Source organism: Stenotrophomonas indicatrix (genome assembly GCF_050573115.1).
GTDB classification, from domain to species: Bacteria; Pseudomonadota; Gammaproteobacteria; order Xanthomonadales; family Xanthomonadaceae; genus Stenotrophomonas; species Stenotrophomonas lactitubi_A.
The window spans coordinates 258,196-273,956 of record NZ_JBNYZT010000004.1 but is presented as its reverse complement, the minus strand read 5'-3'; the positions used below and the strand labels follow the sequence as shown (position 1 = coordinate 273,956).

Below are 15,761 nucleotides of genomic sequence, written 5' to 3'. Positions count from 1 at the left end.
CTTGATCGAGGTGGCCATTATAGGCGCGTCGCGTCAAGGCGTTGACGCCGGCACCCGGCAACGGAAACCCGGTAGACGCCAACCTTGGTTGGCGCTGTCCGTCACGCGCCCGCTGCCCGCCTTGTGCCAACCAAGGTTGGCATCTACCAGAGCAGGTCCAGCGCGGGTGCCCGGTGGAGCATCGGAACGGGCCCCGCCCTACCCCGGCAGGTACAGGTCCACGTAGTCGGTCACCGGCATCGCCGCCAAGGCCACCGGGTCCAGCGAGGCGGCCAGGATGCGCTGCTGCTGGGCGGTGGGGAAGCGGTGCGCCAGATGCCGGCGGAACTTGTCCATCAGCAGCGGGATGCCCTCCTCGCGCCGGCGCGCGTGGCCCAGCGGATACTCCACCAGCACCTCCGGCAGCGCGCTGCCATCGTTGAAGCGCACGCTCAGGCCGTTGGCGATGCTGCGCTTGTCCGGGTCCAGGTAGTCGGCACTCAGCTGCGGGTCTTCATCGCAGGCCATCTTCGCGCGCAGCGTGTCGATCCGCGGATCGGCCGCCATGTCGTCCTCGTAGTCCTCGGCTACCAGCCGCCCATGCAGCAGCGCGATGGCAACCATGTACTGCACGCAGTGGTCGCGGTCTGCCGGGTTGTACAGCGGCCCCTGCTTGTCGATGATGCGGATGCAGGCTTCCTGGGTACGGATCGCGATGTGCTCGATGTCCTCGACCTTCCGCCCCAACGCGCGCAGCTGGTGGTGCAGCAGGACCGCTGCCTCCACCGCAGTCTGGCCGTGGAACTCAGCCGGGAAACTGATCTTGAACAATACGTTCTCCATCACGTAGCTGCCGAAGGGGCGGCCGAGGGTGAGCGCCTGGCCATGCATCGATACCGCCTCGAAGCCCCACGTCGGTGCACTGAGCACGCTGGGGTAGCCCATCTCGCCAGTCGCAGCCATCAGCGCCAGACGCACGCCACGGCTGGTCGCATCACCGGCTGCCCAGCTCTTGCGCGAGCCGGTGTTGGGCGCATGTCGATAGGTGCGCAGCGCCTGCCCATCCACCCAGGCCAGCGACACCGCATTGAGCATGCGCTCGCGGTCCAACCCGAGCATCTGCGCGACGACGGCGGTGGTGGCCACCTTGACCAGCAGCACGTGGTCCAGGCCAACGCGATTGAAGGAGTTCTCCAGCGCCAGCACGCCCTGGATCTCGTGCGCCTTGATCATCGCCAGCAGCACGTCGTGCACGGTCGGTGGCGGGCGTCGCAACGCGACCGCATTGCGGCCAAGCCAGTCGGCCACGGCAAGGATGCCACCCAGGTTGTCCGAGGGGTGGCCCCATTCGGCGGCCAGCCAGGTGTCGTTGAAATCCAGCCAGCGCACCATCGCGCCGATGTTGAAGGCCGCCTGCACCGGATCGAGTACGAAGTTGGTGCCGGGGACACGCGCGCCATTGGCCACGCTGATGCCCGGCACCAGCGGCCCCAGCAGCTTGCTGCAGGCGGGGAAGGACAGCGCCTCCAGCCCGCAGCCAAGCGTGTCGAGCAGGCAGTGATGCGCGGTCTGGAACGCCAGCGGTGAATCGATGCGGGTGTCCCGCACGTAGTCGACGACGTCCACCAGCAGCGCATCCCAGGCTGCACGCGCGTTGGATGGGGTCTGATTCTCGGACATCGTCGATCTCCTCGTAGGTTTGCCAGGCCACGCCAGACCCGGTAGTCGCCAACCTTGGTTGGCGCGGACGTTTACCCGGCGCTGCCTTCTCCATGCCAACCAAGATTGGCATCTACCGAAGCATGTGATGCCACCACCGACCAGCCCATCACTCGGCGGGGACCCGGACCTTGCCTTCCATCAGCACGCGGGCGCTGCGGCTCATGATGGCCTTGGACACTGTCCACTGACCGTCAACGAGCGCCGCCTGCGCACCGACGCGCAGCGTGCCTGAGGGATGCCCGAAATTCACGGACTCACGCTCGCCGCCACCGGCCGCACGATTGACCAGCGTGCCGGGGATTGCCGCTGCGGTACCGATCGCCACCGCAGCGGTGCCCATCATCGCGTGATGCAGCTTGCCCATCGACAGCGCGCGTGCATGCAGATCGATGTCCGCAGCAGGGATCGCCTTGCCGCTGGACGACACGTAGCTCTGCGCGGGGGCAACGAAAGCCACCTTCGGCGTATGTTGGCGGGTCGCCGCATCTTGCAGCGTCTGGATCAGGCCCATGCGAAGTGCACCATAGGCTCGGATCTTCTCGAAGCGCTCCAGCGCCGCCTTGTCTTCATTGATCGCCGGCTGCAGTTCGGTGCCGGTGTAACCGAGGTCAGCAGCGTTGAGGAAGATGGTCGGGATGCCGGCGGTGATCATCGTTACCTCGAAACTGCCCACGCCCGGCACGTCCAGCGTATCGACCAGGTTGCCGGTCGGGAACATCGCGCCCGCATCGCCATCATCGGACGGATCGATGAACTCCAGCTGGATCTCGGCCGCTGGGAAGGTCACGCCATCCAGTTCGAAATCGCCGATCTCCTGCACTTTCCCATCGCGCATCGGCACGTGGGCGACGATGGTCCTGCCGATGTTGGCCTGCCAGATGCGCACGGTGCACAGGCCATCGCGCGGCACCCGGGCCGGATCGATTAGTCCATTGGCGATGGCGAACGGGCCGACGGCAGTGCTGAGATTGCCGCAGTTGCCGCTCCAATCGACGAACGCCGTGTCGATCGAGACCTGACCGTACAGATAGTCGACGTCGTGATCCGGCACCGAAGCCGTGGAGATGATCACGCACTTGCTGGTGCTCGAAGTGGCGCCGCCCATGCCGTCGGTCTGCTTGCCATACGGGTCGGGCGACCCGATCACGCGCATCAGCAGGGCATCGCGCGCGGCGCCCGGCACCTGTGCGGCTTCGGGCAGGTCCTGCAGGCGGAAGAACACGCCCTTGCTGGTGCCGCCGCGCATGTAGGTGGCGGGAATGCGGAGTTGCGGGAGAAATGCCATGGATCGGTTCCTTACAATGAAAGACGGCCCGTTACCGGGCCGTCGGATGTGTCACGCCACCTTGGCGCCTTCCAGGAAGTCCTGGGCGAAGCGCTGCAGCACACCACCTGCCTCGTAGATCGCCACTTCCTCGTCGCTGTCCAGGCGGCAGGTGACCGGCACGATCACGTCCTGGCCGTCGCGGCGGTGGATCACCACGCGCAACTCGGCGCGCGGCGTCCGCTCACCAATCACGTCGAAGGTCTCGGTGCCATCGATGCCCAGGGTCAGGCGGGTGGTACCCGGCTTGAACTCCAGTGGCAGCACGCCCATGCCGATCAGGTTGGTGCGATGGATACGCTCGAAGCCTTCGGCAACGATGGCCTCCACACCCGCCAGGCGCACGCCCTTGGCGGCCCAGTCACGCGAACTGCCCTGTCCGTAGTCGGCACCGGCGATGATGATCAGCGGCTGCTTGCGCTCCATGTAGGTCTCGATCGCTTCCCACATGCGCATGACCTTGCCTTCCGGTTCCACGCGCGCCAGCGAGCCCTGCTTCACGCTGCCGTCTTCGTTGCGCACCATTTCGTTGAACAGCTTTGGGTTGGCGAAGGTGGCACGCTGCGCGGTCAGGTGGTCGCCGCGGTGGGTGGCGTAGGAATTGAAGTCCTCTTCCGGCAGGCCCATCTTCGCCAGGTACTCACCGGCAGCACTCGAGGCCAGGATCGCGTTGGACGGCGACAGGTGGTCGGTGGTGATGTTGTCCGGCAGCACCGCCAGCGCACGCATGCCCGCCAGCGTGCGCTCACCGGCCAGTGCCCCCTCCCAGTAGGGCGGACGGCGGATGTAGGTACTCTGCGCGCGCCAGTCATACAGCGGGCTGACCTTTGCAGCGTGCTCCACGCGCACATTGAACATCGGGTTGTAGACGCTGCGGAACTGCTCCGGCTTCACCGCAGCCTTCACCACCGCGTCGATTTCGGCGTCGCTCGGCCAGATGTCCTTCAGGCGCACCTCGTTGCCGTCTGTGTCCACGCCCAGCACATCCTTTTCGATATCGAAACGGATGGTGCCGGCGATGGCGTAGGCGATCACCAGCGGCGGCGAGGCGAGGAAGGCCTGCTTCGCGTACGGATGGATGCGGCCATCAAAGTTGCGGTTGCCCGACAGCACCGCGGTGGCGTACAGGTCGCGATCAATGATTTCCTGCTGGATCTTCGGATCCAGCGCGCCGCTCATGCCATTGCAGGTGGTGCAGGCGAAGGCGACGATGCCGAAGCCCAGCTTCTCCAGGTCCGGCAGCAGGCCGGCTTCTTCCAGGTACAGCTGCACCGCCTTCGAACCCGGCGCCAGCGACGACTTCACCCACGGCTTGCGCAGCAGGCCACGCTCGTTGGCCTTGCGTGCCAGCAGCGCCGCAGCGATCACGTTGCGCGGGTTGGAGGTGTTGGTGCAGCTGGTGATGGCGGCGATGATCACCGCACCGTCGGGCATCAGGCCCTGTGCCTGTTCGGCCTTGCCGGCCTCAAGCTTGGCGGCATCGGCGATGCCACGCTCGACCAGTTCCGATACCGGCAGGCGGCGATGCGGATTGCTCGGGCCAGCCATGTTGCGCACCACCGTCGACAGATCGAAGCGCAGCACGCGCTCGTACTTCGCGGTGGCCAGGTCATCGGCCCACAGGCCGGTGCTGCGCGCGTAGTTTTCGACCAGTGCGACCTGCGTTTCCTCGCGGCCGGTCAGGCGCAGGTAATCAAGCGTCTGCCCGTCGATGTAGAACATCGCCGCGGTGGCGCCGTATTCGGGGCACATGTTGGAGATGGTGGCGCGGTCACCGATGGTCAGTGCGGCGGCACCCTCACCGAAGAATTCGAGCCAGGCGCCGACCACGCGTTCCTTGCGCAGGAACTCGGTCAGGGCCAGCACTACGTCGGTGGCGGTGATGTCCGGCTGCGGCTTGCCGGTCAGCTCAACGCCGATGATGTCCGGCAGGCGCATCCACGACGCGCGGCCCAGCATCACATTCTCCGCTTCCAGGCCGCCCACGCCGATGGCGATCACGCCCAGCGCGTCCACGTGCGGGGTGTGGCTGTCGGTGCCCACGCAGGTATCGGGGAAGGCCACACCATCCTGCACATAGATCACCGGCGACATCTTCTCCAGGTTGATCTGATGCATGATGCCGTTGCCCGGCGGAATCACGTCCACGTTTTCGAAGGCCAGCTTGGTCCAGTCGATGAAGTGGAAGCGGTCTTCATTGCGTCGATCCTCGATGGCACGGTTCTTCTCGAACGCCTGCGGATCGAAACCACCGCACTCCACTGCCAGCGAGTGATCGACGATCAGCTGCACCGGCACCACCGGATTGACCTTGGCCGGGTCGCCGCCCTTGTCCGCAATCGCATCACGCAGGCCAGCGAGATCGACCAGCGCGGTCTGGCCGAGGATGTCATGGCACACCACGCGCGCCGGGAACCAGGGGAAGTCCAGGTCGCGACGGCGCTCGATCAACTGCTTCAGCGAGTCGGTCAGCGTGGCCGGGTCGCAGCGGCGCACCAGGTTTTCGGCCAGCACGCGCGAGGTGTACGGCAGCGTGGCATAGGCACCGGGCTGGATGGCATCGACCGCGGCGCGCGCGTCGAAGTAGTCCAGCGAGGCGCCGGGGAGGTTCTTGCGATAGTCGATATTCATGGGCTGGCGGAATACTTGAGGCGGGCCGGGTGCCGGCGATGCGGCGGCGAAAACATCCGGCCGGCACGGGGCCAGCCGGATGCATGCAGCAATGAAACAGTGGCGATGATCAGGAACGCTTGTCGATGGCCACGAAGTCGCGATCTTCCGGGCCGATGTAGTTGGCGCTCGGGCGGATGATCTTGCCGTCGATGCGCTGCTCGACGATGTGCGCGCTCCAGCCGGCGGTGCGGGCGATCACGAACAACGGGGTGAACATCGCGGTCGGCACGCCCATCATGTGGTAGCTGACGGCGCTGAACCAGTCCAGGTTCGGGAACATCTTCTTGATGTCCCACATCACCGTTTCCAGGCGCTCGGCGATGTCGTACATCTTCAGGCTCGACTGTTCTTCGGACAGTTCGCGGGCGACATCCTTGATCACCTTGTTGCGCGGATCGGATACGGTGTAGACCGGGTGGCCGAAACCGATCACCACTTCCTTGCGCTCGACGCGGGCCTTGATGTCTTCCTCGGCTTCGTCCGGATTGTCATAGCGCTTCTGCACTTCGAAGGCCACTTCATTGGCGCCGCCGTGCTTGGGACCGCGCAGTGCGCCGATGCCACCGCAGATCGCGCTGTACATGTCGCTGCCGGTGCCGGCGATGACACGGCAGGCGAACGTCGAAGCGTTGAACTCGTGCTCGGCGTACAGGATCAGCGAGGTGTGCATCGCCTTCACCCACGAATCCTGCGGCTTCTCGCCGTGCAGCAGGTGCAGGAAGTGGCCGCCGATGGAGTCATCGTCGGTTTCCACGTCGATCGCGCGACCGTTGTGGCTCCAGTGGTACCAGTACAGCAGCATCGAGCCCAGGCAGGCCATCAGCTTGTCGGCGATGTCGCGCGCGCCCGGATGGTTGTGGTCGTCCTTCTCCGGCGACACGCAGCCGAGTACGGACACGCCGGTGCGCATCACGTCCATCGGGTGCGCCGACGGCGGCAGTTCTTCCAGCGCAGCCTTCACCGCAGCCGGAATGCCACGCAGCGACTTCAGCTTGGCCTTGTACGAAACCAGCTCGGCGCGGGTCGGCAGCTTGCCGTGCACCAGCAGGTAGGCGATTTCCTCGAACTCGCTGGTGTTGGCCAGGTCCAGGATGTCGTAGCCGCGGTAATGCAGGTCGTTGCCACTGCGGCCGACGCTGCACAGCGCGGTGTTGCCGGCAGCGGTGCCGGACAGGGCGACGGACTTCTTCGGCTTGAAGGTCGGGGTTGCGGTCGTATCGTTCATGTTTCCCTCCGAAACTTGATGGTGCAGGGTACTGCTTATTTCTTGGCGGCGAACAACGCATCGAGCTGCTGCTCGAAGGCGTGGTAGCCGATGCGGTCATACAGCTCCTCGCGGGTCTGCATGCTGTCGATCAGGTTGCGCTGGTGGCCTTCGCGGCGGACCGTCTGGTAGACGTTCTCGGCCGCCTTGTTGGCGGCGCGGAACGCCGACAGCGGGAACAGCTGAATGGCCACACCGGCCGAGGCCAGCTCATCGCGGCTGAACAGCGGGGTCGCGCCGAATTCAGTGATGTTGGCCAGCACCGGCACCTTCACCGCATCAACGAAGCGGCGGTAGGTTTCCAGGTCGTAGGCAGCCTCGGCGAAGATGCCGTCGGCACCGGCTTCGACGCAGGCGATGCCGCGCTCGATGGCCTTGTCCACGCCGTCCACCTGGATAGCGTCGGTGCGTGCGATCAGGAAGAAGTCCGGATCGGTCTTGGCATCGGCAGCCGCCTTCACGCGGTCGACCATTTCGCCCTGCGAGACGATCTCCTTGCCCGGGCGATGACCGCAGCGCTTGGCGCCGACCTGGTCTTCAATATGGCAGGCGGCCGCGCCGGCCTTGATCAGTGACTTCACGGTACGGGCGATGTTGAACGCACTCGGGCCGAAGCCGGTATCGATGTCGACCATCAGCGGCAGGTCGCAGACGTCGGTGATGCGGCGCACGTCCACCAGCACGTCTTCCAGGGTGTTGATGCCCAGGTCCGGCAGGCCCAGCGAACCGGCAGCGACGCCGCCGCCTGACAGGTAGATGGCGCGGAAACCCGCGCGCTTGGCCAGCAGCGCATGGTTGGCGTTGATCGCACCGATCACCTGCAGCGGCGATTCGGCAGCCAGCGCCTCGCGGAAGCGGGCACCGGCGGAGAAGGGGGTGGAAGCGGTCATGCGGCGATCCAGGTTGAAGGACAGGGAGGTAAGCGCAAGCACCATGCCAACCTGCAAGCGATTGATTTCACGGGGATGACCGGCCAACAGAAGTGAAACAAATGAAACATTGAAACAGATGTATCATGAAACATCGCCCCTCCCGATCCCCGCACCATGTACCTGCCCCGCTCGCCCCTGCGCCACGCCGATGCCGACCCCGGCCGCCCGGTCATCTGGACCGTCAGCGTCTCGCGCTTGACCGGCCTGCTGGGCGATGTCATTCCCGAATTCGACCGCCGCGCACGCATCGAGCAGATCAACCTCGGCTTCGAGGAAGCAGTGGCGGTGATCGGCCAGCGCCTGCGCCGCGAGCACTGCGACGTGGTGATCGCCGGCGGCTCCAACGCGGCCTGGCTGCGCGGGCGCCTGGACCTGCCGCTGGTGCCGATCCAAGCTAACGGTTTCGATCTGATGGAAGCGCTGGCGCGCGCGCGCCGCATCGCTCCACGCATCGGGTTGGTCACCCACGCCAGCGATGTGCCGGTGTTCAGCAGTTTCCAGCAGAGCTTCGGCCTGGACATCGAGCATCGCCGTTTCGTCACCCGCGAAGACGCTCGCGACTGCATCGCCGACCTGCGCGCCAACGGCATCGAGGTGATCGTCGGCACCGGCATGGCCATCGACCACGCCGAACAGGCCGGCCTGCCGGGCGTGCTGCTGTACTCGGCCGATTCGGTGCGGCAGGCCTTCGAGCACGCGCTGGAACTGACCCAGACCCTGGCACGCTCTGCGGACGCGCGCCCGGCCGCACGCCGACGGGCCGCACCGCGCGCCGATGCGCATGCCCTGCTCGGCGACAGCAACGCGATGGCCGACGTGCGCGCGCAGATCGCGCTGTACGCGCCCTACGATAGCACTGTACTGGTCACGGGCGAGACCGGCACCGGCAAGGAACTGGTGGCTCGGCAGCTGCATGCGGCCAGCGGCCGGCGGGGTCGCTTCGTCGCACTGAACTGCGGCGCGATCAGCGAATCGCTGCTGGAGGCCGAGCTGTTCGGCTACAGCGATGGCGCTTTCACTGGGGCACGGCGCGGTGGCCGCGTCGGCCTGGTCGAGGCCGCCGATGGCGGCACCTTGTTCCTGGATGAGATCGGCGAACTGCCGCTGCCGTTGCAGACCCGCCTGCTGCGCGTGCTGGAAGAACGCGAAGTGCTGCGCGTGGGAGCGACCGAGCCCACGCCGGTGGACCTGCGCGTGGTGGCTGCAACCCTGCAATCACTGGAGCAGCGCGCGGCGGCTGGCAGCTTCCGCCGCGACCTGTATTACCGGCTGGCCGCGTTGCGCATCGCGCTGCCCACGCTGCGTGCGCGTCGCGGCGATATCCCGCTGCTGACCACGCACTTCTTCCGCGAGCTGCGCGGCATCGATGCACCGCTGGATGCAGATGCGCTGGCCCTGCTCTGCGCCGCGCAATGGCCGGGTAATGTGCGTGAACTGCGCAACCTGGTGGATAGGCTGCGCATCCACTGGCAGCCGGGTGAAGGGCTGATCGATGCCGCGCGACTGCTGCAGCTGGCGCCGGAACTGGTGAACGAAGGCGTCACGGCGCTACCGGTGGAAAGCAACGGCAAGCGACCGCCGCGTGCGCAGCTGGAAGCACTGCTGCAGGAACACCGCAATGATCGTGAGGGCATGGCGCAGGCGCTGGGCGTCTCACGCACCACGCTGTGGCGGTGGCTGCGTGCGGAAGGGTTGTAGAAGTCGAGCTTGCCCGACTGCTTCATCTAAGCCGCCCGATCATCATCGTTGATGTACCAAACGATGAAATCTACGAAGTTCTTCCAACGGGCCGGGGCTTCACCTGAAAGAAACTGATCATGCCGAGCCAGGTAATAGTCATGCACCTCTTCCGTTCGCACATCGTACAAATACATCCCCTCACCTTCGTCAGATGACAACGGAAGAAAATCCGCTGGGAGCTCGTACCGATCCCGAACGTACTCGACCTGGTCTGGAATCTTCGGAATTCCCGGTCCAACAATGCGCAACAACTCAAGCTTCCCGTGCATGGGAGGCAGCGCGCCGTTGATCGCCATGTAGAACATCCACATATTGCAGCGAGGTCCAACGCCCAATCGATGCATGGCCTCGGCCGTCGAAGCGCAATCAAGATTCTGGCGATCCGGGCATGCGCGATTCACGCGCTGGATCACATCATCCATCCCCATTCCAATTGCCTTCGTATCTCTCAATTTTCATCGCCTCCAGCGCGCTTCGATGGCAAACCGGCCACTGCCCACTGCGGCAATCCATAGCAGCAGCACGCCCAGCGGCACTTCGCTCAGGTAGAAGAACCAGCTCAGCCAATCCGGCACACTCAGCCCCGCAGGAATGCGCGCGATACCGTCGGTCAACGCCGCCACCGCGCAGATCGCCGCCAACAGCAGCGCCGATGGGCGGCTGAGCAGGCCCAGTACAAGCAGTCCACCTGCGATCCATTCAATGCCGCCGAGCACCGGCGCACTGAACACCGGAAACGGGATCCCCGCATCGACCAGCGTATGCACCATGCGCTCGCGCCCGGCGTCGGTGAACACCTTGTTCCAGCCGGACACGCAGAACATCACGCCGGCCACGATGCGGGCCAGCAGCAACAGGAACGCTTCCATGCCGCGGCGCGGCGAAGGCACGGCAAACAGGCAACGCCAGGAGGGCATGGGAACTCCGCGAGTCGAGGGCATTCGCCGGAGTGTGCCCTGTGCCTGCCTGCTCGCACATGAAGCTGACTTGTCCGTTCGCGACAATTCGGTCCCGTAGCCGGTGTGTTGGCGCCTCCATCCACGCATGGCGTGGATCTACTGCGCCCATCGGCACCTGACACAGATGATCCAGCGCGGGCGACGGCACGCATACCACCACGCGATACAGCGCCACCCGCCTCATCACTGCACCTTACGGGTACAGCAGACGCTTGCTCCACCGCCCTTCCGCACCCGCTTCATAGCACCAGCGCTCGTGCAGGCGGAACTGCGCGCCGTACCAGAACTCGATACGGTCAGGCACTACCCGCAGACCACTCCAGCCGTCCGGACGTGGCACGTCCTTGCCGTCGAAACGTGCCTCGACCTCGGCCACGCGCGCGTCAAACTCCTCGCGGGTGTTCAACGTCTTCGACTGCAGCGAGGCCCATGCGCCGATCTGGCTCATGCGCGGACGGCTGGCGAAATAGGCATCTGCCTCGGCATCGGCCACCTGCTCCACGCGCCCCTCGATTCGCACCTGGATGCCGGCCTCGCGCAGGCTGCGCCAGAGGAACAGCAGCGCTGCCTGCGGATTGGCCTGCAGTTCGGTGCCCTTGTGGCTGTCCAGGTGGGTGTAGAACACGAAGCCGCGCTCATCGAACGCCTTCAACAGCACGGTGCGCGCCGACGGCCGGCCCTGCGTATCGGCAGTGGCGACGGTCATCGCATTGGGCTCCACCTCACGGCTCTGTTTCGCTTCTTCGAACAGGGCGGCAAAGGTCGACAGGGCTTCGGCGTACAGGTCGCTCATGACAGCATTCTTCTCACACGGTTTGGGCTATTGTGGCGGCATGGTCGCTGCTGCGTACATGCCCCAGGTGAAAGGATTCCCCGAAACAGTGGTCGAGCAGGCGCTGGATGACGCGCTGGGCAGCAGTACAGCCGTTCCAGTATTGGCGATCAGCGGCCTGCAGGGGAGCGGCAAATCGACGCTGGCCGCGCAGGTGGTCGCCCGTGCCCAGGCCCGTGGCCTGAACGCCGCAACGCTCTCCATCGACGATGTCTACCTGACCCGCGCGCAGCGCCAGCGCCTGGCACGTCAGGTGCATCCCTTGTTGATCACCCGTGGCCCGCCGGGCACCCACGACCTGCCGCTGGCGCATGCGGTGCTGGATGCAGTGGCCGCACGACAGCCGCTGGCCCTGCCCCGCTTCGACAAACTGGCCGACGAGCGCCTGCCCGAAGCGCAGTGGCCGCAACTCGAAAAACCGCTGGACCTGCTGGTGTTCGAGGGCTGGTTCCTCGGCACTCCGGCGCAGGACGCGTCCGAACTGGATACTCCTCTGAACGCCTTGGAGCGCGAGGCCGATGCCGATGGTCGCTGGCGGCGCTGGTGCAACCAGGCGCTGGCCCGCGACTACCCGGCGCTGTGGCAGCGCTGCGATCGCCTGTGGTTCCTGCAACCCCCGGATTTCTCGGTGGTGCCGCGTTGGCGCTGGCAGCAGGAGCAGAACCTGCAGGCGGCCCAGCCGGGCCGGCATGGCATGAGCCGGCCGCAGCTGGAGCGCTTCGTGCAGTACTACGAGCGGGTCAGCCGGCAGGCATTGCGTGCGCTGCCGGCCATTGCCGACCGGATGGTGGTGCTGGATGCGCAGCGCCAGGTGCAGGCGCTGCGCTGAGCAGGCTCACTCGACCAGGAAGGTGATCCGCAGGTTCACCCGCCATTCGGTGATCTCACCGTTGCCGTCGGTGACCACCTTGGTCTCGTTGATCCAGGCGCCCTGGATGCCCTTGACCGTCCCGGACACCTTCTTCAATCCGCTGCGCACCGCGTCCTCCACGCTCTTGGGCGAGGACGCATTGATTTCGATGACCTTGGCAACCGACATGGCAGGTACTCCGTCAGGCGCGGGAAACCCCGCAGGAACCTCCACCCTGACGTGAAGAACGTAAAGGCCAAGGCACGGAGGTGTTAGCATCAGAGGGCATGAATCCCGCTCCGAACCTGATCCTGATCGGCCCGATGGGCGCCGGTAAAACCTGCATCGGCCGCCGCCTCGCCGAGCGCTTCACGCTGGACTTCGTCGACGTCGACCAGGCCATCGTCGATGCGACCGGGGCCAGCATCCCCACGATCTTTGAACATTCCGGCGAAGCCGGCTTCCGCGCCCATGAGCGCCAGGCACTGGCACAGGTGCTGGCCGGCCGTGGCCAGCTGGTGTCCACCGGCGGTGGTGCCGTGCTCGATCCGGACAATCGCGCCCTGATCGCCCGGCGTGGCTTTGTCGTCTACCTGCGGGTCAGCGTCGCGGCCCAGCTGGAGCGCCTGTCACGCGACAAGGCCCGACCGCTGCTGCAGCGACCGGACCGCGAACAGGTGCTGCATGATCTGGCCGCGCATCGCGACCCGCTGTATCGCGAGCTGGCCGATGTCACCCTTGATACCGACCCGTTTACCGCTGCCGATGCGACTGCCCAGCTTGTGCTCAAGCTGGCCACGCACTGGCAGCGACAGGACCCCACTGCATGACTTCCCCTGCCCTGCTGCAGGTCGCCGTTGGCGGCGACCGCCCCTATTCCATCACCATCGGCGCCGGCGCCCAGGCCGACGGTGCCGCACTGGCCAGCCATGTACGTGGCCGCCATGTGCTGCTGGTCAGCGACAGCGAGGTTGCGCCGCGCTATCTGGATGGCGTCAGGCAGACCCTGCTGGCCGCACGCCCGGACCTGATTGTGGGTGAGCATGTGCTCGCTGCCGGCGAAGCCTCCAAGACTCTGGCCGAGTTCGGCTCGGTCATCGAGGCGCTGGCTGCGCTCGGCGCAACCCGCGATGCCTGCCTGTTCGCCCTCGGCGGCGGTGTGGTCGGCGACCTTGCCGGCTTTGCCGCGGCCTGCTGGATGCGCGGCGTCGACTGCGTGCAGCTGCCGACCACGCTGCTGGCGATGGTCGACTCCTCGGTGGGCGGCAAGACCGCCGTCGATATCCCGGCCGGCAAGAATCTGGTCGGCGCGTTTCATCCGCCGCGTGCGGTGATCGCCGATACCCGCGTGCTGGCCACCCTGCCGCCGCGTGAACTGCACGCCGGCCTGGCTGAAGTGGTGAAGTACGGTGCGCTGGGTGATGCCGTGTTCTTCGAATGGCTGCAGCAGCATGCCGACGCACTGGCGGCCGGCGAAGATGCCGTGATCGCCGAGGCCATCGCCCGCAGCTGCCGGCACAAGGCGGCGATTGTCGAGCGCGATCCGTTCGAGAAGGGTGAACGCGCCCTGCTCAACCTCGGCCACACCTTCGGCCACGCCATCGAAACCGAACAGGGCTACTCCGCACCGGGGCGCAATGCGCTGAACCACGGTGAAGCCGTGGCGGTGGGCATGGTGCTGGCGGCCCGCCTCTCAACTCAGCTGGGCCTGGCCGACGACGCCGACCGTGTGCGCCTGCAGGCCCTGTTGGAGCAGTTGGGCCTGCCGGTGGCAATCCCCGTCGGACTGGACCCGCAGGCCCTGCTCGGCCGCATGCGCTTGGACAAGAAGAACGTGGCCGGCCGCCTGCGGTTGGTGCTGTGGCGCGGCATGGGCCGTGCCGAAGTGGTGCCGGATGTGGATGAAGCGGCGGTGCTGAAGGTACTGGGCGCAGGCTGACCGCTTCCGCGTTCGCCGGGCATGGCCCGGCGCTACCGGGGAGGTTTCATGCGGTTGCCGGCCAGTGGCCGGCACTACCGGATCAGCGTTGCGGCAGGGGTCACACCACCCCCGCTACAATCGACGCCATGCACGTCCACCTGCAACAACCCGCCGACGGTGCCCAGGCACCGCGCTTCCTGCGCCTGACCCTGGTCCCGGACCTGTTCGGTAGCTGGGAGCTGCTGCGCGAATCCGGCCGCGTCGGCGCCCGCTCGCAGCTGCGGCGCGAGCTGTACCTCAAGGCCGACGAAGCCCGCCACGCCTACGAGAAGGCCCGCGATGCCGAACTGCATCGGGGCTTCCAGATTCTTTCGCACGGCGACTGACTGCGCCGCTGCCCTTTTCGCCCAAGGAATGCCCACTGTGACCAGCCCTCTCCGCAACGATCGCCTGCTGCGCGCCCTGCGCCGCGAACCGGTGGACTGCACCCCCGTCTGGCTGATGCGCCAGGCCGGCCGCTACCTGCCGGAATATCGCGCCACCCGGGCCAAAGCCGGCAGCTTCCTGGCCATGGCCAAGAACCCGGAGATCGCCTGCGAAGTCACCCTGCAGCCGCTGCGCCGCTTCCCGCTGGACGCGGCCATACTGTTCTCGGACATCCTCACCATTCCCGATGCAATGGGCCTGGAGCTCTACTTCGTCGAAGGCGAAGGCCCGAAGTTCCGTCACCCGGTGCGCGATGAAGCGGCCATCGCCAAGCTGGCGGTGCCGGACATGGAACAGGACCTGGGCTACGTCATGGACGCGGTGCGCCTGATCCGCCGCGAGCTGGACGGCCAGGTGCCGCTGATCGGTTTTTCCGGCAGCCCGTGGACACTGGCCTGCTACATGGTCGAAGGCGGCGGCAGCAAGGATTTCGCGCGTATCAAGGCGATGGCGCTGAATCATCCGCAGGCCCTGCACCGTCTGCTGGAAGTGACCACCGACGCGGTGATTGCCTACCTCGGCGCGCAGCGCGCGGCCGGCGCGCAGGCCCTGCAGGTGTTCGACACCTGGGGCGGCGTGCTGTCGCCGGCGATGTACCGCGAGTTCTCGCTGCGCTACCTGCAGCGCATCGCCGAAGGCCTGGAGCGCGGCGAAGGCAGCGAGCGCACGCCGCTGATCCTGTTCGGCAAGGGCACCGGCCTGCACCTGGAAGCGCTGTCGCAGACCGGCGCCGATGCGCTCGGCCTGGACTGGACGCTGGACCTGGATGAAGCACTGCGCCGCACCGGTGGCCGCGTAGCCCTGCAGGGCAACCTGGACCCGACCACGCTGTATGCCTCGCCCGACGCGATCGCCGCAGCGGCCGCACGTGTGCTCGACACCTATGCCGCCGGCAATGGTGGTTCGCGCGAGGGCCATGTATTCAACCTCGGCCACGGCATGTCGCCGGACATGGACCCGGCCCATGTACAGGTGCTGGTCGACGCGGTGCACGCGCACAGCCAACGCTGAGCATCCCGCATGCGGTCGCGGCGCGATGTTGATCGCGCCGTGACCCGCAGTGCGCGATCATGGCGCCC

At 66.3% G+C, this 15,761-nt stretch carries 15 protein-coding genes; 6 read left to right on the top strand and 9 right to left on the bottom strand.

What is annotated here, in order from left to right; translation table 11 throughout:
• Window positions 1-198: 198 nt before the first annotated feature.
• The 5 genes from ACQ5SA_RS12130 to prpB all read right to left on the bottom strand — a co-directional run bounded on the left by ACQ5SA_RS12130 (window position 199) and on the right by prpB (window position 7,852).
• Window positions 199-1,659: a bifunctional 2-methylcitrate dehydratase/aconitate hydratase gene (locus tag ACQ5SA_RS12130; RefSeq protein ID WP_499314361.1), complete on the bottom strand. Its 1,461-nt coding sequence runs from the start codon at window positions 1,657-1,659 to the stop codon at window positions 199-201.
• Between the two features lie 148 nt (window positions 1,660-1,807).
• Window positions 1,808-2,986, bottom strand: a complete 1,179-nt coding sequence (gene prpF, locus ACQ5SA_RS12125) for a 2-methylaconitate cis-trans isomerase PrpF (protein WP_499314360.1) — start codon at window positions 2,984-2,986, stop codon at window positions 1,808-1,810.
• Between the two features lie 51 nt (window positions 2,987-3,037).
• Complete coding sequence (gene acnD / locus ACQ5SA_RS12120) at window positions 3,038-5,656, bottom strand: Fe/S-dependent 2-methylisocitrate dehydratase AcnD (RefSeq protein WP_499314359.1); 2,619 nt, start codon at window positions 5,654-5,656, stop codon at window positions 3,038-3,040.
• A 109-nt stretch (window positions 5,657-5,765) separates the two neighbouring features.
• Window positions 5,766-6,923 (bottom strand): bifunctional 2-methylcitrate synthase/citrate synthase, encoded by a 1,158-nt coding sequence (prpC, locus tag ACQ5SA_RS12115; protein ID WP_100553238.1) that lies wholly within the window; start codon window positions 6,921-6,923, stop codon window positions 5,766-5,768.
• Between the two features lie 35 nt (window positions 6,924-6,958).
• Entirely contained in the window at window positions 6,959-7,852 is an 894-nt protein-coding gene (gene prpB, locus ACQ5SA_RS12110) for a methylisocitrate lyase (RefSeq protein WP_499314358.1), read from the bottom strand.
• A gap of 156 nt (window positions 7,853-8,008) precedes the next feature.
• On the opposite strand from prpB, the gene prpR reads away from it, so the two are divergent.
• Window positions 8,009-9,592 (top strand): propionate catabolism operon regulatory protein PrpR, encoded by a 1,584-nt coding sequence (prpR, locus tag ACQ5SA_RS12105; protein WP_499314357.1) that lies wholly within the window; start codon window positions 8,009-8,011, stop codon window positions 9,590-9,592.
• Between the two features lie 26 nt (window positions 9,593-9,618).
• On the opposite strand, the gene ACQ5SA_RS12100 is transcribed toward prpR, so the two are convergent.
• The 3 genes from ACQ5SA_RS12100 to pdxH all read right to left on the bottom strand — a co-directional run bounded on the left by ACQ5SA_RS12100 (window position 9,619) and on the right by pdxH (window position 11,386).
• On the bottom strand, window positions 9,619-10,056 hold the full coding sequence (locus tag ACQ5SA_RS12100) for an SMI1/KNR4 family protein (RefSeq protein ID WP_499314356.1): 438 nt from the start codon (window positions 10,054-10,056) through the stop codon (window positions 9,619-9,621).
• A gap of 33 nt (window positions 10,057-10,089) precedes the next feature.
• A complete protein-coding gene (locus ACQ5SA_RS12095; RefSeq protein ID WP_499314355.1) occupies window positions 10,090-10,551 on the bottom strand; it encodes a DoxX family protein in 462 nt (153 codons plus the stop codon).
• A gap of 235 nt (window positions 10,552-10,786) precedes the next feature.
• Window positions 10,787-11,386 carry a pyridoxamine 5'-phosphate oxidase gene (gene pdxH, locus ACQ5SA_RS12090; protein ID WP_100460050.1) on the bottom strand — a complete coding sequence of 200 codons (600 nt, stop codon included), beginning with the start codon at window positions 11,384-11,386 and terminating at the stop codon, window positions 10,787-10,789.
• 40 nt (window positions 11,387-11,426) lie between these two features.
• Here pdxH and ACQ5SA_RS12085 point away from each other — a divergent pair, with 40 nt between their 5' ends.
• On the top strand, window positions 11,427-12,254 hold the full coding sequence (locus tag ACQ5SA_RS12085) for a kinase (protein ID WP_499314354.1): 828 nt from the start codon (window positions 11,427-11,429) through the stop codon (window positions 12,252-12,254).
• 6 nt (window positions 12,255-12,260) lie between these two features.
• On the opposite strand, the gene ACQ5SA_RS12080 is transcribed toward ACQ5SA_RS12085, so the two are convergent.
• The gene (locus tag ACQ5SA_RS12080; RefSeq protein ID WP_049465447.1) at window positions 12,261-12,464 is read right to left on the bottom strand and encodes a dodecin family protein; all 204 of its coding nucleotides are present in this window, start codon (window positions 12,462-12,464) and stop codon (window positions 12,261-12,263) included.
• 98 nt (window positions 12,465-12,562) lie between these two features.
• Between ACQ5SA_RS12080 and ACQ5SA_RS12075 the strand changes: the two genes are divergently transcribed.
• The 4 genes from ACQ5SA_RS12075 (at window position 12,563) to hemE (ending at window position 15,693) form a co-directional block, all read left to right on the top strand.
• A complete protein-coding gene (locus ACQ5SA_RS12075; RefSeq protein ID WP_346559766.1) occupies window positions 12,563-13,105 on the top strand; it encodes a shikimate kinase in 543 nt (180 codons plus the stop codon).
• Entirely contained in the window at window positions 13,102-14,214 is a 1,113-nt protein-coding gene (gene aroB, locus ACQ5SA_RS12070; protein WP_499314353.1) for a 3-dehydroquinate synthase, read from the top strand. The genes ACQ5SA_RS12075 and aroB overlap by 4 nt, the downstream gene beginning before the upstream one ends.
• A gap of 128 nt (window positions 14,215-14,342) precedes the next feature.
• Complete coding sequence (locus ACQ5SA_RS12065) at window positions 14,343-14,582, top strand: WGR domain-containing protein (protein WP_353100187.1); 240 nt, start codon at window positions 14,343-14,345, stop codon at window positions 14,580-14,582.
• A 28-nt stretch (window positions 14,583-14,610) separates the two neighbouring features.
• Window positions 14,611-15,693, top strand: a complete 1,083-nt coding sequence (gene hemE / locus ACQ5SA_RS12060) for a uroporphyrinogen decarboxylase (RefSeq protein WP_049465455.1) — start codon at window positions 14,611-14,613, stop codon at window positions 15,691-15,693.
• The last annotated feature ends 68 nt before the right edge of the window (window positions 15,694-15,761 follow it).